The sequence below is a fragment of the Streptomyces sp. NPDC046805 genome (genome assembly GCF_040645355.1).
Taxonomy (GTDB): Bacteria; Actinomycetota; Actinomycetes; order Streptomycetales; family Streptomycetaceae; genus Streptomyces.
In genome coordinates, this window is sequence record NZ_JBEYYC010000052.1 from 1 (window position 1) to 20,131 (window position 20,131).

A 20,131-nucleotide genomic window follows, 5' to 3' on the forward strand; every position below is an offset into this window, starting at 1 on the left:
GCAGGGGGGACCCTGTGGGAGAGTAGGACGCCGCCGAACAAATTTTGAGAAAACCCCCGTACCGGGAGACCGGTACGGGGGTTTTCTGCGTTTGGGTCCTCGACTTCCTTTCGCTTTAATTTGTGATCTTCTTCGTGGGATCTTCAAGGGCCTAGAGCCGGCCTGCCGCCTTCAAAGCCAGATAGGCATCTGCCAATGCCGCTGCCATGTCGTCCGGTGCGGCGTCGACGACCGTCACGCCATGGCGGCGGAGTCGTTCCGCGGTGCGATGACGTTCCGAGTGGGCCTGCGCTGCGGCCGCGGCCTCGTAGACCGCTTCGGCGTTCCCGCGAGCCATAGCCATGCGGGCGATCTGGGGGTCGGCCACAGACGCCACGAGAACTGTGTGTCGCTGGGTGAGCTGGGAGAGCACGGGCAGCAGACCCTCCTCGACGGCAGCGGTGTCGAGGGTCGTCAGCAGAACGATCAGGGACCGGCGAGGAGCCGCACGGAGGACCGCGGCCGTGAGGCCGCGTGCGTCCGTCTCGATGAGTTCCGGCTCGAGCGAGGCCATCAAGTTGACCAGAGACGGGAGGACGTCATGGGCCGTGCGGCCCTGGACCAGAGCGCGCACTCGGCGATCGTAGGCGAGGAGGTCCACGCGGTCGCCGGCGCGGGACGCGAGTGCTGCGAGGAGCAGCGCGGCGTCCATGGATGCGTCCAGGCGTGGGGCGTCGCCGACGTGGCCCGCCGAGGTTCTGCCGGTGTCGAGGACCAGGAGGATGTGACGGTCGCGCTCCGGGCGCCAGGTGCGTACGGCGACCGTGGACTGGCGGGCCGTGGCGCGCCAGTCGATGGATCGGGTGTCGTCGCCGGGTACGTACTCACGCAGGCTGTCGAATTCGGCGCCTTCTCCACGGGTCAGGGCACTGGTGCGGCCGTCGAGTTCACGCAAACGAGCGAGTTTCGAAGGAAGGTGCTTGCGGCTGGCGAACGGGGGCAGAACCCGTACAGACCAGGGCACTTTGTGGGCGCCTTGGCGGAAGATGAGGCCGAGGGGGCCGTAGGAACGGATGGTCACGCGGTCGGCCTGGTGGTCGCCGCGGCGGGTGGGGCGAAGGCGGGTCGTCACACGGCGGCGTTCGCCCGGGGGGACGGTGAGGCGATGACGGGATGCTTCGTTCTCGGTGCCGGGCTGCCAGCTGCTGGGAGGCCAGGCGTCTCTTAGCTGGGCCCGGAGCTTGCGGGGGGAGGGATTGGTGATCGTGAGTGTTACGTCGGCGGTGTCGCCCGGGCGTGTGGAGGTGTCGCCGGAGCGGGTCAGGACGAGGCGTCGCACCGGTGCGGCGAGCGCGAAGTCGCAGGCGCAGGCCACGGCCAGCGGTGCGTTGACCGCGAGGATGCCTGTCCAGCCCGGGTCCCAGATACCGACGGGGAGCGAGCCGAGGGCCGCGAGGAGTGCGGCGCGTCCGGTGAACGCCATCAGCGGGGAACGGGGACGTGGGCGAGGATCGCGGTGATGACGGCGTCCGCGGTCACACCCTCCATCTCGGCCTCGGGGCGCAACTGAACGCGATGGCGGAGGGTGGGAAGCGCCAGTGCCTTCACGTCGTCGGGGATGACGTAGTCGCGGCCTGTCAGCCACGCCCACGCGCGTGATGTCGCCAGAAGGGCTGTGGCGCCACGTGGGGAGACGCCCAGCGTGAGGGACGGGGACTCGCGGGTAGCGCGGCAGATGTCCACCACGTACGCCGTGATCTCCGGGGAGACGGTCGTCTTGGCGACAGCGACGCGCGCGGCCTCGAGGTCGGCGGGGCCCGCGACCGGACGCATGCCGGCGGCGCGCAGGTCGCGCGGGTCGAAGCCTTCGGCGTGGCGCGTGAGGACGTCGATCTCGTCCTGGCGCGAGGGGAGAGGGACCGTCAGTTTGAGGAGAAAGCGGTCGAGTTGGGCTTCGGGGAGGGGATACGTGCCCTCGTATTCGATCGGGTTCTGGGTCGCGGTGACCAGGAACGGCTCCGGGAGTGGGCGGGCGGTGCCGTCGACAGTGACCTGGCGTTCCTCCATGGCTTCCAGGAGGGACGACTGGGTCTTCGGAGGGGTGCGGTTGATCTCGTCGGCGAGAAGGAGGTTGGTGAAGACCGGGCCGGGCTGGAAGGAGAACTCGGCGGCGCGGGTGTCGTAGACGAGTGAACCGGTGATGTCGCTCGGCATGAGATCGGGGGTGAACTGGACGCGTTTGGTGTCGAGTTCGAGGGATGAGGCGAGCGCGCGGACGAGCAACGTCTTGGCGACTCCCGGGACTCCTTCGAGGAGGACGTGTCCGCGGCAGAGCAGGGCGACGACGAGGCCGGTCACGGCGGGGTCCTGGCCGACCACGGCCTTGGCGATCTCGGCGCGCAGGGCCTCCAGAGAGGCACGGGCGTCGCTCGGGTTCCCGGCGTACCCGGCTTTGTCAGTGGTCCGGTACATCATGGACGGCGTACCTCTCGTTCGAGGGCGTCGAGTTGGTCGGTGAGGGCGATGAGGGCCGCGTCGTCACCGGGTGGCGGCCCGAAGAGGAGTGCGTGCAGGGTCTGTTCGTCGCCGTGGAGGTGGGCGGACAGAGCGGGGAGCAGGGCTTCGGGTGCGTGTGCCTGGGCGGCCGGAACGCCTACGAGAGGGGCGATGCGGGTGCGGGTGGTGGAGCGAAGAGCGGCGGACGCCCGATCGCGGGCGTTGGTTTTGCGATAGAGGCGGGCGTGGCCTTCGACGGTTTCGGAGGCACGGATGACGACGGGGAGTTGCTCGGGCACGAGGGGGCCGAGTCGGCGTCCCCGCCAGAGGGCGGCGAGGGCTGCCGCGACGAAGAGCTGCAGTGTGCCCCAGAGCCAGCCGGAGGGCAGCAATTCGAGCAGGCTCTTCCGGTCGCGTGAGTCGGTGGCCGAGGTGTCGGAGAGCGAGGGGAGGTACCAGATCAGATGGGGGCGGGAGCCGAGGAGTTGGAGGGCGAGCGAGGCGTTGCCCTGCTTGTCGAGACGGTTGTTGTAGAGGATGCCGGGGGAGCCGAGGACGACGGTGTCGCCGCGTCCGGATGCCGCGGGGAGGCGTACCAGGGTGGCCAGGCGCTTGCTGGGGTAGCACGCGTTCGCGTCGAGGTGCGTGGTGGTGTAGCGGACACCTCCGGTGTCGGCGGTGCCCGCGCGCCGGGCGGCGGGCAGCGCGCAGTCGGGGGACAACGCGGAGCCGGAACTCATGGCGGGGGCAGCCATGACGCCGGGTGCGAGGCGTCCGACGGACCAACTGCCGGCGGCGACGAGCACGGTGCGCCCGCCGGAGCGGACGATCGCGGAGTGCAGTTCCGTCTGCTGTCGGTGGGTCAGCAGGTCGGGTGCGGTGACCAGGAGGGTGGTGTTCGGGCCGACGGCATCACGGGCCTCGTCCAGGGTGGTGACCACGCGCGTGGACACCCCGCGGCCGGCGAGGAGCGCGGAGACGGCGTGGCTGCCGTGGGAGTCGGGGGAGCGCGGGTCGAGGACGTCGTGCCGGACGCCGGAGCGGACGACGGCGATGGCGATGGCGCCCACCAGGAGGAGGGCCACGGCGAGTACGACGCCGCGCGCGCGGGTCCACACCTGGTGGGGGGTGGGCGAGATCGAGGTGGGCGGGAGCGTGGCTCCGGCGGTCATTCGGCGGCCCCCTGGCGGGTGTTGGGGGCCGTGTTGGGGGTGTTGTCGGCGAGGACCGGTTTGGTGCGTTCCAGGTCGCGGTCCAGTTCGGCGATGCGGTGGTACGCCTGCTCGCTCGCCCTGCGACCGCCGTATGTCACGTCGTCGAACTCGCGGGCCGCATCGCGCAGTCGGGCCGTGTGCGAGGGCAGCGTGCGCCCGGCTTCCGCGGCTGCCTCGTCGGCGGTACGGCCGGGGCGGACGTCGAGCAGGGCGCGTTCCTCGAGGGCGCGGACAAGGGCCCGCATGCGTTCCTGGACCGCCTGGTTCCAGTGGCCCTGGGCGGCGTGTGCCTCGGCGGCTGCGCGGTGTTCGGCGGCGCTGCGGTGGCGCTCGTCGAACAGGGCTGGGGCGGAGGCGGGTTGGCGTTGCGGAGTGCCCAGGCGCCACCAGAGGGCGGCCAGGACGGCGATGACGGCCAGGCCCACCACGAGCAGGCCGAGTGTCCCTCCGGGCGTCGCGGCGGCGGCGCCGAGCAGCTTGTCGAGCCAGTCCCAGAAGGCGTTCAGGGCGCGTCGGAGCAGGCCGGGGTCGTTCTCGTGGTACATCCGCTTGGACAGCTCGCGCCGGGCCGCTTCCCGTGCGGGGCCGCGGGGGATGGTCACCGGTGGCTCGTCGTCCGAGCGGGGGAGTGACAGTACGGCCGTGTCGCCGGCGCGCAGCAGGGCGCGTAAGACAGCGCCCGCGGCGCGTGGCAGGAACGGCGCCGTGGTGAGAACTCCCCCCGCCCGGCTCACCGCATCAGCTCCCCAGGACGGTACCGGGGGTGCCGTTTCCGTAGCCCTGGACGCCGGCGGCGCGGGCCAGTTCGAGGTCGAGGGCCTCGCGGCGGATGCGTTGGTCGATGTAGAGGAGCGCGGTGACGCCCGCGGTGATGGGCAGCGTGATCATGGAGCCGATCACCGCGCCGATCCCGCTGATGATGAGGAACGTCCAGCCGATGCCCCCGCTGCCCTTGAGGTAGTCGGAGAAGCCGTCGCCGCTGAACGCTATGGCGAGCGCGGCGAAGGGCAGCACGATGATCGATGCGACGATGTTCGCGATGAGCGCAGCGAGCAACTGGATGCCGAAGATCCGCCACCAGGAGCCGCGGACCAGCTTGACCGACCGGCTCATCGACTTCAGGATGCCCTGCTTCTCCAGCATCAGCGCGGGCGCTGCCAGGGAGAAGCGGACCATGAGCCACACAGCCACCACGACGGCCACGATGATGCCCAGGGCCGCGAGCCCGACGGCGGCGGCCCTGCCTCCGCCGGACGCCCACACGAGGATGCCGGGCAGCGCACCGCAGAACAGTACGCCGCAGGTGATGAGGAGCAGCAGGAGGATCAGGCCGACCAGCTTGAGGGCCTGCGGGCGGGCATCGCGCAAGGCTTCCGCGGTCGTCACGGACTTGCCGAGCACGGCACGGCTGGTCACGGTCGCCAGCAGGGCGGTGGCGATGATCGTGCCGATCATGGAGATCAGGGCGATGACCCCGTCGCCGGCAAAGGCCTCGCCCATGGCACGGCCCACCTGGCTGAGGGCGACGTTCGGCTCCCTCAGGCCTTGGAGGCGCACGCTGTCGTTCAGGAAGAAGCCCTGGAAAAGGGTGACGGCGAGTTGTGTGACGACCGCGATGGCCAGCGAGATGCTCAGGACCGTGCGCCAGTAGGTGCGCATGGTGGAGACGGCACCGTCGAGGATCTCGCCCACACCGAGCGGGCGCAGCGGGATCACGCCGGGCTTGGCCGCCGGAGGCGGTCCACCCCAGCCGCCGCCCCAGGCTCCGTACCCGCCGTACCCGCCGCCTCCGTACCCGCCGTGGCCGCCGCCGGGAGGACGGCCGCCCCAGCCCGCACCCGGGGGAGGGGGCGTCTGGCCCTGGCCCGGGCCACCGGTGGGCGCGGACCACTGGCCGGGTGGCGGCTGCTCCTTGGACCACTTCGAGCGGGGGTCCTGTGGGTTCTGGCCCGGCTGCTGGGCGGGTTGTGCGGGGCCGGGCCGGTCGTTCGGCTCGGCAGGTCCGGGCGCGCCCGGTTCCTGCCCGTCGGACGTGGCGGATCCGGGCGAAGCCCAGCCCGGAGTGTCGTTCATCGAAGCTCCTTCACGGTCCCCGTGCGCCATCGCGGCGGCAGGTCGGCAGCCATCGTGCCACGGGGCGGCCGCAGGGGAACCGGCCGCGGTATGGGCTGCACACCTTCAATTGTCCGACGGATACGGGGCAGACTGACCGCATGGCTGATCGGGACGTACGAACCGGCGAGGACAAACGATCGACCGAGATCCCTTCGATCCGTTGGGAGGAACCACCCGAAGGCCCCGTCGTGGTCCTTCTCGACCAGACGAGACTGCCGGCCGAGGAGGCCGAGCTGGTGTGCACGGACGCATCGGTCCTGGTCGGGGCGATCCAGTCGCTCGCCGTGCGCGGGGCGCCGCTGCTCGGCATCGCGGGGGCGTACGGCGTCGCGCTCGCCGCCGCCCGGGGCTTCGACGTGGACGAGGCCGCGAGCGCACTGCGGGCCGCCCGGCCCACCGCGGTGAACCTTTCCGTCGGCGTGGACCGGGCCCGGTCCGCGTACCGGGCTGCGCTCGCCGAGGACGGGGATCCGCAGCGGGCCGCCGCGGCGGCGTTGGACGCAGCGCTGGCGCTGCACCGCGAGGATGCCGAGGCCAGCACCCGCATGGCCGGACACGGGCTGACCCTGCTGGACGAGCTGCTTCCCGGCGGCGGCTACCGGATCCTCACCCACTGCAACTCCGGTTCGCTGGTGTCGGGCGGTGAGGGGACGGCGTTCGCGGTGGCGCTTGCCGCGCACCGGGCCGGGCGACTGCGCCGTCTGTGGGTGGACGAGACGCGTCCGTTGCTGCAGGGCGCGCGCCTGACGGCCTACGAGGCGGCCCGTAGCGGCATGGCGTACACGCTGCTCACCGATAACGCGGCGGGTTCGCTGTTCGCGGCGGGTGAGGTGGACGCGGTGCTGATCGGGGCGGACCGGATCGCGGCGGACGGATCGGTGGCGAACAAGGTGGGGAGCTATCCGCTCGCGGTGCTCGCGCGCTACCACCATGTGCCGTTCATCGTGGTGGCGCCGGTGACGACGGTGGACCTGGACACGCCGGACGGGGAGTCCATCGAGGTCGAGCAGCGCCCCGGCTTCGAGGTGACCGAGCTGGGGGCGCCCCAGGTGCCGGTGCAGGGAGCCGGAGGCGGGGTTCCGCTGGCGCCCCTCGGGACGCAGGCGTACAACCCGGCGTTCGACGTGACGCCGCCCGAGCTGGTGACGGCCCTCGTCACCGATGAGGGGGCTGTCTCACCGGTGACGGCCGAGGCTCTCGCGGAGCTCTGCGCCCGGGCACGCCAGGCGGCGCTCAGCTAGAGGGGCTCCGGGGGGACGGGGGGATGACGGCGGCTTGATCGCCGCGATGTCGCCGGCAGACGGCACCGTCTGCGGGCGCGGGCAGACAGTGACCGTCCCATACGACTATCGTCACAGGCCAGTGACCCTGCTCACCAGCGAGCCTGTCACTGTTACGAGAATGGGATGATGTCGTTTATGAAGGGACGAGTCCTCGTCGTCGACGACGACACCGCACTGGCCGAGATGCTCGGCATCGTGCTGCGTGGTGAAGGTTTTGAGCCGTCTTTCGTAGCCGACGGCGACAAGGCGCTGGCCGCGTTCCGTGAGACCAAGCCCGATCTGGTGCTGCTCGATCTGATGCTGCCCGGCCGGGACGGCATCGAGGTGTGCCGCCTGATCCGGGCCGAGTCCGGGGTGCCGATCGTGATGCTCACGGCCAAGAGCGACACCGTGGATGTCGTGGTGGGCCTGGAGTCGGGCGCCGACGACTACATCGTGAAGCCCTTCAAGCCGAAGGAGCTCGTTGCCCGGATCCGGGCGCGGCTGCGGAGGTCGGAGGAGCCCGCGCCGGAGCAGCTCGCCATAGGTGACCTCGTCATCGACGTGGCCGGGCACTCCGTGAAGCGGGACGGGCAGTCCATCGCGCTGACGCCGCTGGAGTTCGACCTGCTGGTCGCCCTGGCCCGCAAGCCGTGGCAGGTGTTCACGCGCGAGGTGCTCCTGGAGCAGGTGTGGGGCTACCGGCACGCCGCCGACACCCGCCTCGTCAACGTGCACGTACAGCGGCTGCGCTCCAAGGTCGAGAAGGACCCGGAGCGGCCGGAGATCGTGGTGACCGTCCGAGGAGTCGGTTACAAGGCCGGACCCAGCTGACATGCCCGGGGACGGCGCCGCTTCGGGTTCCGGCGTGCCCGGAGCCCGTACGGGGCGGCCTGCCGGCCGGAAGACGGCGGGGTCGCTCCGTGGACGCTTCCTCGAGGGCGGGCTGCTGCAGGGCGGAGTCCAGGGCAGCCCGGTCGTGCGGCTGTTCATGCGCTGGGTGCGCCGGCCGCTGCTCCCCGTCATGCGGCTGTGGCGGCGCAACATCCAGCTCAAGGTCGTCGTCACGACGCTCCTGATGTCGCTGGGCGTCGTCCTGCTGCTGGGCTTCGTCGTGATCGGCCAGGTGCGCAACGGTCTGCTGGACGCCAAGGTCAAGGCGTCGCAGGGACAGGCCACGGGCGGGTTCGCGGTGGCCAAGCAGATGGCCGACGAGGCCGCCAGCGGTACCGGCGACGACACCTCGGCCGTGGACGGCCGGCAGTCGCAGAACGTCATCCAGTGGATGAGCGACCTCGTCGAGTCCCTGTCCAGCGGTGGTCAGGGCGCCTTCGACGTGGTCACGCTCCCCGCGGGCGACGACAGCGCCGGTGGGCGCAGCCCGCGCGGTTCGGGGTACGTCGATCCGTCCGCGAGCGTGCCGGAGGACCTGCGCGCACGGGTCAACGGCAGTACGACGGCGGCCCAGAGCTACACCCGCATCGCGTACAGCAACGGCAAGGAGTCCCAGCCCGCGCTGGTCATCGGGAAGCGGGTCAACGACCCCAACGGGGATCCCTACGAGCTGTACTACCTCTTCCCGCTCACCCAGGAGGAGAGGTCCCTCAGCCTGGTCAAGGGCACCCTCGCGACCGCCGGGCTCTTCGTCGTCGTACTCCTCGGAGCCATCGCGTGGCTCGTGGTGCGGCAGGTCGTCACGCCCGTGCGGATGGCGGCAGGCATCGCGGAGCGGCTGTCCGCGGGGCGCCTGCAGGAGCGGATGAAGGTCACCGGCGAGGACGACATCGCGCGGCTCGGCGAGGCCTTCAACAAGATGGCGCAGAACCTGCAGCTGAAGATCCAGCAGCTGGAGGACCTGTCGCGGATGCAGCGGCGGTTCGTCTCCGACGTGTCGCACGAGCTGCGGACGCCGCTGACGACCGTGCGGATGGCCGCCGACGTCATCCACGAGGCGCGCGAGGACTTCGACCCGGTGACCGCGCGGTCCGCCGAGCTGCTCGCCGACCAGCTGGACCGCTTCGAGTCGCTGCTCGCGGACCTGCTCGAGATCAGCCGCTTCGACGCGGGCGCGGCGGCGCTGGAGGCCGAGCCGATCGACCTCAGGGAGGTCGTACGGCGGGTCGTCAGCGGGGCCGCGCCGCTGGCCGAGCGCAAGGGCACGCACATGCGCATCCTCGGCGACCAGCAGCCCGTCGTCGCCGAGGCGGACGCCCGGCGCGTGGAGCGGGTGCTGCGCAACCTCGTCGTCAACGCCGTGGAGCACGGTGAGGGCAAGGACGTCGTGGTCAAGCTGGCCGCGGCGGGCGGCGCGGTCGCGGTCGCGGTGCGCGACTACGGCGTCGGGCTCAAGCCCGGCGAGGCGACCCGCGTCTTCAGCCGCTTCTGGCGGGCCGACCCGGCACGCGCGCGTACCACGGGCGGTACGGGTCTGGGGCTGTCCATCGCCCTGGAGGACGCCCGGCTGCACGGCGGCTGGCTGCAGGCGTGGGGCGAGCCGGGCGGCGGGTCGCAGTTCCGGCTCACGCTGCCGCGCACCGCGGACGAGCCGCTGCGGGGCTCGCCGATACCGCTGGAGCCCAAGGACTCGCGTCGCAACCGCGGACTGGACGACGCCGGTCTGCCGCGCGGCGGCGAGGCCAAGCGTGCCACGGTGCCGGTCCAGTCGACGGGCGGCCAGGTGCCGTCGTTGCCGCCGCGCGCGCCGATCGCGCAGCGGCTGCCCGCCGTCGTACCGACCGCCGATCCGACCGCGCTGCCCGGCAGCGGCGCGCGCGTGGTGCCCCGGCCCACCGGCAGTGCGCGCCGCCCGGACGACGCGTCCGCGGACACCGCGCGGGACGCGAGCCCGGCCGCCACGGGTCCCGGGGACTCGAACACTTCACGGGACGCCTCGGGGGCCGGCTCTGGCACCTCGGGCGACACATCAGGGGAGGCATTTCGTGGGCGCTGACCGCGAGGGGGGCGTTCGGCGCCCGCCGGTGCGCGCGGTGGCCTACGCCGCCTGCGGTGTCGTACTGCTGGCGGGGTGTGCGTCAATGCCCGACAGCGGTGATCTGCGGGATGTGGAGTCGACACCGCGCCAGGACACGCAGGTGCGGGTCTTCGCCGTGCCGCCCCGCGAGGGTGCCTCGGCCGGGGACATCGTGCAGGGCTTCCTGGAGGCGCTGACCAGCGATGATCCGAATTACGACACGGCGCGGAAGTATCTGACCGCCCATGCCGCGCGACAGTGGCGGCCGGAACGGTCCGCGACAGTGCTCGCCGACGGGCCGAGCACTCAGCCCGACCCTCTGATGGGCGGCCGGGACGACCCCCACAACCTCACCTACACGTTGGCCGGGGTCAGGGTGGCCACCGTCGACGAGCAGCAGGCGTATGCACCGGCCGCCGGCTCGTACAGCAAGAAGGTGCACCTCACCCAGGACACCAAGAGCGGGCAGTGGCGCATCGACGGACTGCCGCAGGGCGTCGTCATGGGCAAGTCCGACTTCCAGCGGAACTACACGTCCGTCAACAAGTACTACCTCGCCTCGAACACGTCGGTCGGGACGAGCGGGCAGCCGGTGGCCGTCGCCGATCCCGTCTTCGTGCGCAAGCGCGTGGACCCGATGACACAGATGGTGCGCTCGTTGCTCAAGGGGCCCACGAGGTGGCTCAGCCCCGTGGTGCGCTCGAGCTTCCCGACCGGTACGGAGCTGAAGAAGGGCGTCAGCTCGCTGACGCCCGACGACCAGAACCGGCTGACGGTGCCGCTGAACGACAAGGCATCCCGGGTCGGGGCGGCCAAGTGCACCGAGATGGCGACCCAACTGCTGTTCACGCTGCAGAACCTGACGCCCACGCTGGACTCGGTCAAGCTGCGGGGAGCCGATGGCAGGACGCTGTGCGACCTCAACGAGGAGAAGGCCCAGGCCATCGCCTGGCACGGCTCCGCGCGGCGGCCCGACTTCCTGTACTTCCTCGACAGCAAGCAGCGCCTGGTCCGGATACCGGGAGTCGACACGGGCACCAGCGCGCTGCCGGTGCCGGGCGCGCTGGGTGAGGGTGCCGCGCCGCTGCGGTCGGTGGCGGTCTCGCGTGATGAGCACACCGCCGCCGGGGTCAGCAGCGACGGCAAGTCGCTCTACGTCACCTCGGTGGCCTCGGGTGGTTCGCTCGGCGATCCGGTGGTGGTCAGCCGGGGTGCCACCGAGCACGACCGGTTGACGACGCCCACCTGGGATGCCCGCGGCGACCTGTGGGTGGCCGACCGCGACCCCCGCAACCCACGGCTGCTCCTGCTGGAGCAGGGCGCGGGCCGGCCGCTGACGGTGCGGACCCCGGAACTGCCCGGACGTATCAAGGACATACGGGTGGCGGCCGACGGGGTGCGGATGGCGCTCGTCGTCGAGAAGGACGGCAAGCAGTGCCTGCTCATCGGGCGCATCGAGCGGGACGACAAGTCGGGGCAGCCGCTGGCCGTCCTCGAAATGCACTCCGCGACTCCGGGGCTGGAGGAGGTCACCGCCATGTCGTGGGCCGGGGACAGCCGGCTCGTGGTGGTCGGGCGCGAGCAGGGGGGCGTGCAGCAGATGCGGTACGTCCAGGTCGACGGCTCCACGCCCGAGGGCCCGGCGCCGCCGGCCGTCACCGGGGTCAAGGCCATCGCCGCGTCCGAGGACGAACAGGTGCCGCTGGTGGCGTACTCGGAGGACGGGATCGTACGGCTGCCGTCCGGGGCGCAGTGGCAGAAGGTGGTCAAGGAGGGGTCGGCGCCGGTCTATCCGGGGTGAGCCCGGCCGTCGCGCGCAGCCTCCGTCGTCGTGCGCAGGCCTCCTGCACTCGTGTGGGTGACGGCCGCTGCGACCTGGGCGGCGTTGTCCACAGGGAGTTTTCCACAGGGGTGGCCGGGCGGCCCGGGCGTTGGCACAGTGGTGGCCATGCGGGGGTGGTGGCAGGACCTCACCGACCTGGTGCTGCCGGCCGAGTGCGGAGGCTGTGGGACGCCTCGCACGGTGCTCTGCCGGGAGTGCCGTGCCGCCCTGACCGGGGCCGCACCGTGCCGGGTGCGACCGGTGCCGGAGCCGCCCGGGCTGCCGACGGTGCACGCGGCGGCTCCGTACGCGGATGAGGTGCGGGCGACCCTCCTCGCTCACAAGGAACGGGGTGCGCTGGTCCTCGCCAAGCCCCTGGGCGTGGCGCTGGCCGGAGCCGTGCGGGCGGCGCTGCGGGAGGTCCGGGAGGGGAGCGGTGACACCGGCGGGCCCGCGCTGCTCGTTCCGGTGCCCTCCGCGCCGTGGGCCGTGCGGGCGCGAGGACACGATCCGGTACGGCGCATCGCGCTCGCGGCTGCCGGTGAGCTGCGGCGGGCCGGGAGGTCCGCGCGGGTGGCCCCGGTGCTGCGGCAGCGGCGTGCCGTGGCCGACCAGTCGGGGCTCGACTCCCGGCAGCGGCTGGACAACCTCGCGGGTGCGCTGGGCGTGGTGCCGGGTGGGGCGCGGCTCCTCGCCGGCGGTCGGCTCGTGCTGGTCGACGATCTGATGACGACCGGCGCCTCCCTGACGGAGGCGGCGCGGGCCGTGCGGGAGGCGGTCGCGTACGACGGAGGGGTGACGGTTGTGTATGCGCGCGCAGCTCGGGAAGGAAGGCAGGAACAGCCGATGGATTCGGTGAAGGAGGCGAGGGAGGGGGCATACGGCACACCCGGAATGGCCGGGACGAACACCGCCGGGCCGACGATCTGCGCGGGAGTGATCGCGGCTTCGCCGGATTCCTTCGAAATAAACCGGAACTGACTGCAACCTTGCATCGTTGCTGGTAGTGAGTGGACCAATTCACCTGAATGGAGGTACGCGGCAGTAGAGGGTGACGGCATCCGTCCGGGCGAGATATGTTCGGTTGTGAGGGAAAGGCGCAGGCCATCCCTCCCATATCCGAATGCGGTGCTGCGGGTTTTCCGCAATCACTCGTGTTGGTGGGGTGGAGATCTTGCCCATGGGGGAGGAGGAGGTGGACGTCACCGAGTCCGAGGTTCCGGCGCTCACCGGAGCCTGGTGCAAAAGGGAGATGCTCCGCCTCAGGAGCGGAGCGATCCGGGAACGGAGTTCTGCGTGGACATCGTCGTCAAGGGCCGCAAGACCGAGGTGCCCGAGCGGTTCCGCAAGCACGTGGCCGACAAGCTGAACCTGGAGAAGATCCAGAAGCTCGACGGCAAGGTGATCAGCCTCGACGTCGAGGTGTCCAAGGAGCCCAACCCCCGACAGGCCGACCGTTGCGATCGAGTGGAGATCACGCTCCGCTCCCGCGGTCCGGTGATCCGGGCGGAGGCGGCGGCCAGCGACCCGTATGCGGCACTCGACATGGCGGCGGAGAAGCTGGACGCGCGACTGCGCAAGCAGCACGACAAGCGTTTCTCGCGGCGCGGCTCACGCCGCATCTCGGCCGCGGAGGTCCCCGACCACGTCCCGGGCGTGGCGACGCTCAACGGGAACGGCTACCCCGTCCAGGAGGAAGAGGGGGACGGCGTACCGACCAAGAAGATCGGCTCGCTGGAAGTGAAGGGCGAAGGCCCCCTCGTCGTGCGCGAGAAGACGCACGTGGCCGCCCCGATGACCCTCGACCAGGCCCTCTACGAGATGGAACTGGTCGGGCATGACTTCTATCTGTTCGTTGATTCCGAGACCAAGGAACCGAGCGTCGTCTACCGGCGGCACGCCTACGACTACGGCGTCATCCACCTCAGCACGGACCCGATGGTCGCCGAGGTGCAATCCCCCGCGGCGGGCGGCACGCTGGGCGGCTGACCGCCCGGCCCATGACTGATGCGGTGCCCTGGGAGCCTGTGCGCCCCCAGGGGCACCGAGGTGCCACCGCTGCGCGCCCCCGCTCTGTGACCGCGGTGTGGTCCGGGCATGGAATCATGGCCGCAGCGGGCCAACGGGTGGGCCGCTGCCTTGGGTTGGCGATGGCACGGACCACAGGCCGCAGCCTTCAGGGGGAGGAACGATGGCGGACAGCTTCGGACCGATGCGGGACGGGGATGCCGACGACGGCGTCGCGGGCCTGGACCCGGACGACGCGGGATCTCCACGCAAGGAGCCGATCAGGGTGCTGGTCGTGGACGATCACGCCCTCTTCCGCCGCGGCCTGGAGATCGTGCTCGCCGCCGAGGAGGACATCCAGGTCGTCGGAGAGGCGGGCGACGGCGCCGAGGCCGTCGACAAGGCCGCCGATCTGCTGCCCGACATCGTGCTGATGGATGTCCGAATGCCCAAGCGGGGCGGTATCGAGGCGTGCACCTCCATCAAGGAGGTGGCCCCCAGCGCCAAAATCATCATGCTGACGATCAGCGACGAAGAGGCGGATCTCTACGACGCGATCAAGGCAGGGGCGACCGGTTATCTCCTCAAGGAGATTTCCACGGACGAGGTGGCCACCGCCATTCGTGCCGTGGCCGACGGGCAGTCGCAGATCAGCCCCTCCATGGCGTCGAAACTCCTCACCGAGTTCAAGTCGATGATCCAGCGCACCGACGAGCGCCGGCTGGTGCCCGCGCCGCGGCTCACCGACCGCGAGCTCGAAGTGCTGAAACTCGTCGCCACGGGCATGAACAACCGTGATATCGCCAAGGAGTTGTTCATCTCCGAGAACACCGTGAAGAACCATGTCCGCAACATCCTGGAGAAGCTGCAGCTGCACTCCAGGATGGAGGCGGTGGTCTACGCGATGCGGGAGAAGATCCTGGAGATCCGGTGACGCTCGGGCCGCAAGGGTCGCTCAGGCGAGGAGACGGGCCAGTTCTGCGGTGAGGGGCTCGCGGAGTTCGGGCGCGTCCACGCGTTCCACGCGCACGTCCGTGCAGTCCACCCAACTCGCCGCTTCGGCCAGGGCCTGGGCGAGGGCCGGAACCGCCTTCGCGCCGTCCATGGTGACCTGCCTGGCCACCAGCGTGCGGCCCTCGCGGGCCGGGTCGACACGGCCGACCAGGTGGCCGCCGGCCAGGACCGGCATCGCGAAGTAGCCGTAGACCCGCTTGGCCTTGGGGACGTAGGCCTCGAGGCGGTGACTGAAGCCGAAGATCCGCTCCGTGCGCGCCCGGTCCCAGATCAGGGAGTCGAACGGGGACAGCAGCGTGGTGCGGTGGCGGCCGCGTGGGGGCGTCTCCAGGGCCGCGGGGTCGGCCCAGGCCGGCTTGCCCCAGCCCTCCACCGTGACCGGGACCAGGCCCGAATCGGCGATGACCGCGTCGACCTGCTCGCCCTTGAGTCGGTGGTAGTCGGCGATGTCCGCGCGCGTGCCGACACCGAGGGACCGGCCCGCCAGGCGGACGAGCCGGCGCAGGCACGCGGTGTCGTCCAGCTCGTCGTGCAGCAGGTCGTCCGGGACGGCGCGCTCGGCGAGGTCGTACACCCGCTTCCAGCCGCGGCGCTGCACGCAGACCACCTCGCCGTACATCAGCGCGCGCTCCACGGCGACCTTGGTGCCGGACCAGTCCCACCACTCGCTGGTCTTCTTGGCGCCGCCCAACTCCGTGGCCGTGAGCGGGCCTTCGGTGCGGAGCTGCTTGATGACCTGGTCGTAGGCGCCGTCGGGGAGTTCGTGGTTCCAGTGCGGGCGGTCGCGGTAGGCGCGGCGGCGGAAGGCGAAGTGGGGCCACTCCTCCACGGGGAGGATGCAGGCGGCGTGGGACCAGTACTCGAAGGCGTGGGTGTCCTTCCAGTACGCGTTCTCGACGGTCCTGCGGCCCACCGCGCCGAGACGGGCGTACGGGATGAGCTCGTGCGAGCGGGCGAGGACCGAGATGGTGTCGAGCTGCACCGCGCCGAGGTGACGGAGGACGCCGCGGACGCCCGCGCGGTGGTCGGGGGCGCCGAGGAAGCCTTGGGCCCGCAGGGCGATGCGGCGGGCGTCGTCCGCGGAGAGGTCGGTGGCGAGGCGCGGGATCGTCATGCTTCCGCACGATAGGAGGTGGGACTGACAACGGGGGATGAGCTGCGGTTTTGCTGCCAGGAGCGCCTGTGTCCCTCGTCACTCGACCGTCGCTCCCGCCACTCACCGTCCCCCGCCGCTCACTCGACGCCCCTACGCCGGGTCGCCCGGCGCCGGCAGGTAGGGAGCCGACGAGGGCAGCCCCAGGTCCGACGGCAGCAGGGAGCCGACCCAGCTGTCCCGGCGTACCCCTTTGTTGTTGATCGAGGAACGCAAGGTGCCCTCGATGGAGAAGCCCGCGCGTTCGGCGACCGCGCGGGAGGCCCGGTTGCCGACCTCCGCCCGCCACTCCACGCGGTCGACGGACAGGTGGGTGAAGGCCCAGCGGGCGGCGGCCAGGGTGGCCTCGGTGACGTAGCCGCGGCCGCGGTGCTCCTTCGCGGCCCAGAAGCCGATCTCGCCGACGCCCAGGGCGCGCATCGTGATGCCCAGCATGCCCACCAGGTCCCCCTCGGGGAGGAAGAGACCGAAGGTGAACATCGAGTGGTGCGTCCAGCCGTCGGGCACCACCTGCTCGGTGAAGCTCTGAGCATGCTCGTGGAGGTAGGGGGAGGGGAACTGCGGGATCCAGCGCTGCAGCTCAGGGTCCTGCGCTGCCGCGTACACGGCATCGGCGTCCGGCGGGCCGGGGCTGCGCAGCACTAGGCGGCCGGTGGTGAGCGTGACGGGTTCCATCGGCCGATTCTCATCGGGCGCCCGGGAGGGTGCCAGCCGTTTACCGGACGGACCTGGCCGAACCGGTGTGAGAGCGCATGAGAGGGGGGACCCGTACGTGCCGCGTGCGTGCCTGCGTCCGCGCGCGTGAGCGAGTGATCACATTTCACGCAATTCCCCGGAGCGATGCGGCACCATCCGTGCATCCCGGCCGTTGTCCCTTTGTATGTTCCTTTGAAGCGAGCAGCGAATCGGCAGTGCTCGGCCGTCGTGCCGCCAGGCCTCCCGGCACAGTGGGGTCCTCGCATACGATGGCCGTTGCTCAGTAAGTCAAGCGGAAACCGACCGTCCCAGGCCCGACCGGCAAGGAGACCAGCCCCCGTGTCCGTCCTCTCGAAGATCATGCGTGCAGGCGAAGGCAAGATCCTGCGCAAGCTGCACCGCATCGCGGACCAGGTCAACTCCATCGAAGAGGACTTCGTGAACCTCTCCGACGCCGAGCTGCGGGCCCTCACCGACGAGTACAAGCAGCGGTACGCCGACGGTGAGAGCCTGGACGACCTGCTCCCCGAGGCCTTCGCCACCGTGCGGGAGGCCGCCAAGCGCGTCCTCGGCCAGCGCCACTACGACGTGCAGATGATGGGCGGTGCCGCCCTCCACCTCGGCTACGTCGCCGAGATGAAGACCGGTGAGGGCAAGACCCTCGTCGGCACGCTGCCCGCGTACCTCAACGCCCTCTCCGGCGACGGCGTCCACCTCATCACGGTCAACGACTACCTGGCCGAGCGCGACTCCGAGATGATGGGCCGCGTCCACAAGTTCCTGGGCCTGAACGTCGGCTGCATCCTGGCCAACATGACGCCGGCCGAGCGCCGCGAGCAGTACGAGTGCGACATCACGTACGGCACGAACAACGAGTTCGGCTTCGACTACCTGCGAGACAACATGGCGTGGTCCAAGGACGAGCTCGTCCAGCGCGGCCACAACTTCGCCATCGTCGACGAGGTCGACTCCATCCTCGTCGACGAGGCTCGTACGCCGCTGATCATCTCCGGCCCGGCCGACCAGGCCACCAAGTGGTACGGCGACTTCGCCAGGCTCGTCACGCGCCTGAAGAGGGGCGAGGCGGGCAACCCGCTCAAGGGCATCGAGGAGACCGGCGACTACGACGTCGACGAGAAGAAGCGCACGGTCGCCATCCACGAGAGCGGCGTCTCCAAGGTCGAGGACTGGCTGGGCATCGACAACCTCTACGAGTCGGTGAACACGCCTCTGGTGGGCTACCTGAACAACGCCATCAAGGCCAAGGAGCTCTTCAAGAAGGACAAGGACTACGTCGTCATCGACGGCGAGGTCATGATCGTCGACGAGCACACCGGTCGTATCCTCGCCGGCCGCCGCTACAACGAGGGCATGCACCAGGCGATCGAGGCGAAGGAAGGGGTGGACATCAAGGACGAGAACCAGACGCTCGCCACGATCACCCTGCAGAACTTCTTCCGCCTCTACTCCAAGCTCTCCGGCATGACCGGTACGGCGATGACCGAGGCCGCCGAGTTCCACCAGATCTACAAGCTCGGCGTGGTCCCGATCCCGACCAACAAGCCGATGATCCGCATGGACCAGTCGGACCTGATCTACCGCACCGAGATCGCCAAGTTCGAGGCGGTCGTCGACGACATCGCCGAGAAGCACGAGAAGGGCCAGCCGATCCTGGTCGGCACCACCTCGGTCGAGAAGTCCGAGTACCTCTCGCAGCAGCTCAGCAAGCGCGGTATCCAGCACGAAGTGCTGAACGCCAAGCAGCACGACCGTGAGGCGACGATCGTCGCCCAGGCCGGCCGCAAGGGCGCGGTCACGGTGGCCACCAACATGGCCGGCCGTGGTACGGACATCAAGCTCGGCGGCAACCCCGAGGATCTCGCCGACGCGGAGCTGCGCCAGCGCGGCCTCGACCCCGAGGAGCACATCGAGGAGTGGGCCCAGTTCCTGCCCTCCGCCCTGGAGCGGGCCGAGCAGGCCGTCAAGGCGGAGAAGGAAGAGGTCGAGGAGCTCGGCGGCCTCTACGTCCTGGGTACCGAGCGGCACGAGTCGCGCCGTATCGACAACCAGCTGCGCGGTCGTTCCGGCCGTCAGGGCGACCCGGGCGAGTCTCGGTTCTACCTCTCCCTGGGCGACGACCTGATGCGGCTCTTCAAGGCCCAGATGGTCGAGCGCGTGATGGCCATGGCGAACGTGCCGGACGACGTGCCGATCGAGAACAAGATGGTCACGCGCGCGATCGCGTCCGCGCAGTCGCAGGTCGAGCAGCAGAACTTCGAGACCCGTAAGAACGTCCTGAAGTACGACGAGGTGCTCAACCGGCAGCGCGAGGTCATCTACGGCGAGCGGCGCCGCGTCCTGGAGGGCGAGGACCTGCAGGAGCAGGTGCAGCACTTCATGGACGACACGATCGACGCGTACGTCGGCGCGGAGACCGCCGAGGGCTTCGCCGAGGACTGGGACCTGGAGCGGCTGTGGGGCGCCTTCAAGCAGCTCTACCCGGTGAAGGTCACCGTCGAGGAGCTGGAGGACGCCGCCGGTGACCGGGCCGGCCTGACCGCCGAGTTCATCGCGGAGTCCATCAAGGACGACATCCGCGCGCAGTACGAGGCGCGTGAGGGGCAGCTCGGTTCCGAGATCATGCGTGAGCTGGAGCGCCGGGTCGTTCTGTCGGTCCTCGACCGCAAGTGGCGCGAGCACCTCTACGAGATGGACTACCTCCAGGAGGGCATCGGCCTGCGCGCGATGGCGCAGAAGGACCCGCTGGTCGAGTACCAGCGCGAGGGCTTCGACATGTTCACCGCGATGATGGAGGGCATCAAGGAGGAGTCCGTCGGCTACCTGTTCAACCTGGAGGTCCAGGTCGAGCAGCAGGTCGAGGAGGTCGAGGTCCAGGCCACCGAGCCGTTGCTGGAGAAGGCTCCGCAGGACGCCGTGCCGGCCCAGGCGGGCGCCGCCCGTCCGGAGATCCGCGCCAAGGGCCTCGAAGCCCCGCAGCGGCGCGGGATGCACTTCTCCGCGGCGACCGTGGACGGCGAGGGCGGCCTCGTCGAGGGCGACTTCACCTATGACGAGGACGAGCCGGTGCGCTCCGAGGCCGACGGCCTCACGCGCGCGGAGCGCCGCAAGCAGGCCAAGGGCAGCCGTCGCCGCAGGAAGTGACGGCGCCTGCGGCGTCGTCACGGCGTAGCGGCCGGGGAGCGACGTGCGGGCCGGAGAACGACGTAACGGCTTGAAGGGCCGGGTCACCCGAGGGTGCCCCGGCCCTTCGGCGTGCGTGCCCCGTCGCTCCGGCCCGCACGCGCCGGGCCATCCGCCCGGCCCGCACGCCGTGGCTGCGACGCCACCGGCCCCGTACGCGGCCGCGACGCCGTCAGTCAGCCCCCACACACAGCCGCAACG

General features: G+C 70.7%; 15 protein-coding genes. 8 read left to right on the forward strand and 7 right to left on the reverse strand.

What is annotated here, in order from left to right:
• Positions 1-151: 151 nt before the first annotated feature.
• The 5 genes from ABZ910_RS34345 to ABZ910_RS34365 are packed head-to-tail and all read right to left on the reverse strand — an operon-like array spanning position 152 to position 5,762.
• Positions 152-1,462, reverse strand: coding sequence for a DUF58 domain-containing protein (locus ABZ910_RS34345; protein ID WP_361373009.1), 1,311 nt, complete (start codon positions 1,460-1,462; stop codon positions 152-154).
• A complete protein-coding gene (locus tag ABZ910_RS34350) occupies positions 1,462-2,451 on the reverse strand; it encodes a MoxR family ATPase (protein WP_361373045.1) in 990 nt (329 codons plus the stop codon). Before ABZ910_RS34350 ends, ABZ910_RS34345 begins: the two co-directional genes overlap by 1 nt.
• Positions 2,451-3,647 (reverse strand): DUF4350 domain-containing protein, encoded by a 1,197-nt coding sequence (locus ABZ910_RS34355; protein WP_361373011.1) that lies wholly within the window; start codon positions 3,645-3,647, stop codon positions 2,451-2,453. The genes ABZ910_RS34350 and ABZ910_RS34355 overlap by 1 nt, the downstream gene beginning before the upstream one ends.
• Entirely contained in the window at positions 3,644-4,423 is a 780-nt protein-coding gene (locus ABZ910_RS34360) for a DUF4129 domain-containing protein (protein WP_361373013.1), read from the reverse strand. The genes ABZ910_RS34355 and ABZ910_RS34360 overlap by 4 nt, the downstream gene beginning before the upstream one ends.
• 4 nt (positions 4,424-4,427) lie before the next feature.
• Positions 4,428-5,762, reverse strand: a complete 1,335-nt coding sequence (locus ABZ910_RS34365; RefSeq protein WP_361373015.1) for a glycerophosphoryl diester phosphodiesterase membrane domain-containing protein — start codon at positions 5,760-5,762, stop codon at positions 4,428-4,430.
• Between the two features lie 140 nt (positions 5,763-5,902).
• On the opposite strand from ABZ910_RS34365, the gene mtnA reads away from it, so the two are divergent.
• The 7 genes from mtnA (at position 5,903) to ABZ910_RS34400 (ending at position 14,800) form a co-directional block, all read left to right on the forward strand.
• On the forward strand, positions 5,903-7,045 hold the full coding sequence (mtnA, locus tag ABZ910_RS34370; protein WP_361373017.1) for an S-methyl-5-thioribose-1-phosphate isomerase: 1,143 nt from the start codon (positions 5,903-5,905) through the stop codon (positions 7,043-7,045).
• Positions 7,046-7,210: 165 nt separating this feature from the next.
• Entirely contained in the window at positions 7,211-7,900 is a 690-nt protein-coding gene (gene mtrA, locus ABZ910_RS34375; RefSeq protein ID WP_015659998.1) for a two-component system response regulator MtrA, read from the forward strand.
• Between the two features lies 1 nt (position 7,901).
• Complete coding sequence (gene mtrB, locus ABZ910_RS34380) at positions 7,902-10,016, forward strand: MtrAB system histidine kinase MtrB (protein WP_361373019.1); 2,115 nt, start codon at positions 7,902-7,904, stop codon at positions 10,014-10,016.
• Positions 10,006-11,838, forward strand: coding sequence for an LpqB family beta-propeller domain-containing protein (locus tag ABZ910_RS34385; RefSeq protein ID WP_361373021.1), 1,833 nt, complete (start codon positions 10,006-10,008; stop codon positions 11,836-11,838). The genes mtrB and ABZ910_RS34385 overlap by 11 nt, the downstream gene beginning before the upstream one ends.
• 147 nt (positions 11,839-11,985) lie before the next feature.
• Positions 11,986-12,840, forward strand: coding sequence for a ComF family protein (locus ABZ910_RS34390; RefSeq protein WP_361373023.1), 855 nt, complete (start codon positions 11,986-11,988; stop codon positions 12,838-12,840).
• A gap of 315 nt (positions 12,841-13,155) precedes the next feature.
• Positions 13,156-13,848, forward strand: a complete 693-nt coding sequence (gene raiA, locus ABZ910_RS34395; RefSeq protein WP_361373025.1) for a ribosome-associated translation inhibitor RaiA — start codon at positions 13,156-13,158, stop codon at positions 13,846-13,848.
• Between the two features lie 202 nt (positions 13,849-14,050).
• Positions 14,051-14,800, forward strand: coding sequence for a response regulator transcription factor (locus ABZ910_RS34400; RefSeq protein ID WP_361373027.1), 750 nt, complete (start codon positions 14,051-14,053; stop codon positions 14,798-14,800).
• Positions 14,801-14,821: 21 nt separating this feature from the next.
• Here ABZ910_RS34400 and ABZ910_RS34405 read toward each other — a convergent pair whose 3' ends face one another.
• Both ABZ910_RS34405 and ABZ910_RS34410 read right to left on the reverse strand, forming a co-directional pair.
• Positions 14,822-15,994 carry a crosslink repair DNA glycosylase YcaQ family protein gene (locus ABZ910_RS34405; protein ID WP_361373029.1) on the reverse strand — a complete coding sequence of 391 codons (1,173 nt, stop codon included), beginning with the start codon at positions 15,992-15,994 and terminating at the stop codon, positions 14,822-14,824.
• A gap of 132 nt (positions 15,995-16,126) precedes the next feature.
• A complete protein-coding gene (locus ABZ910_RS34410) occupies positions 16,127-16,708 on the reverse strand; it encodes a GNAT family N-acetyltransferase (RefSeq protein WP_361373031.1) in 582 nt (193 codons plus the stop codon).
• A gap of 360 nt (positions 16,709-17,068) precedes the next feature.
• Between ABZ910_RS34410 and secA the strand changes: the two genes are divergently transcribed.
• A complete protein-coding gene (secA, locus tag ABZ910_RS34415) occupies positions 17,069-19,891 on the forward strand; it encodes a preprotein translocase subunit SecA (protein WP_361373033.1) in 2,823 nt (940 codons plus the stop codon).
• Positions 19,892-20,131: the final 240 nt, after the last annotated feature.

Bases quoted from the DNA above. Each gene is read 5' to 3' on its own strand.
- ABZ910_RS34400 (WP_361373027.1), top strand. From the start codon at position 14,051: ATGGCGGACAGCTTCGGACCGATGCGGGACGGGGATGCCGACGACGGC.
- ABZ910_RS34365 (WP_361373015.1), bottom strand. From the start codon at position 5,762: ATGAACGACACTCCGGGCTGGGCTTCGCCCGGATCCGCCACGTCCGAC.
- mtrA (WP_015659998.1), top strand. From the start codon at position 7,211: ATGATGTCGTTTATGAAGGGACGAGTCCTCGTCGTCGACGACGACACC.
- ABZ910_RS34405 (WP_361373029.1), bottom strand. From the start codon at position 15,994: ATGACGATCCCGCGCCTCGCCACCGACCTCTCCGCGGACGACGCCCGC.
- mtnA (WP_361373017.1), top strand. From the start codon at position 5,903: ATGGCTGATCGGGACGTACGAACCGGCGAGGACAAACGATCGACCGAG.
- ABZ910_RS34350 (WP_361373045.1), bottom strand. From the start codon at position 2,451: ATGTACCGGACCACTGACAAAGCCGGGTACGCCGGGAACCCGAGCGAC.
- ABZ910_RS34355 (WP_361373011.1), bottom strand. From the start codon at position 3,647: ATGACCGCCGGAGCCACGCTCCCGCCCACCTCGATCTCGCCCACCCCC.
- ABZ910_RS34390 (WP_361373023.1), top strand. From the start codon at position 11,986: ATGCGGGGGTGGTGGCAGGACCTCACCGACCTGGTGCTGCCGGCCGAG.
- mtrB (WP_361373019.1), top strand. From the start codon at position 7,902: ATGCCCGGGGACGGCGCCGCTTCGGGTTCCGGCGTGCCCGGAGCCCGT.
- ABZ910_RS34410 (WP_361373031.1), bottom strand. From the start codon at position 16,708: ATGGAACCCGTCACGCTCACCACCGGCCGCCTAGTGCTGCGCAGCCCC.
- ABZ910_RS34345 (WP_361373009.1), bottom strand. From the start codon at position 1,462: ATGGCGTTCACCGGACGCGCCGCACTCCTCGCGGCCCTCGGCTCGCTC.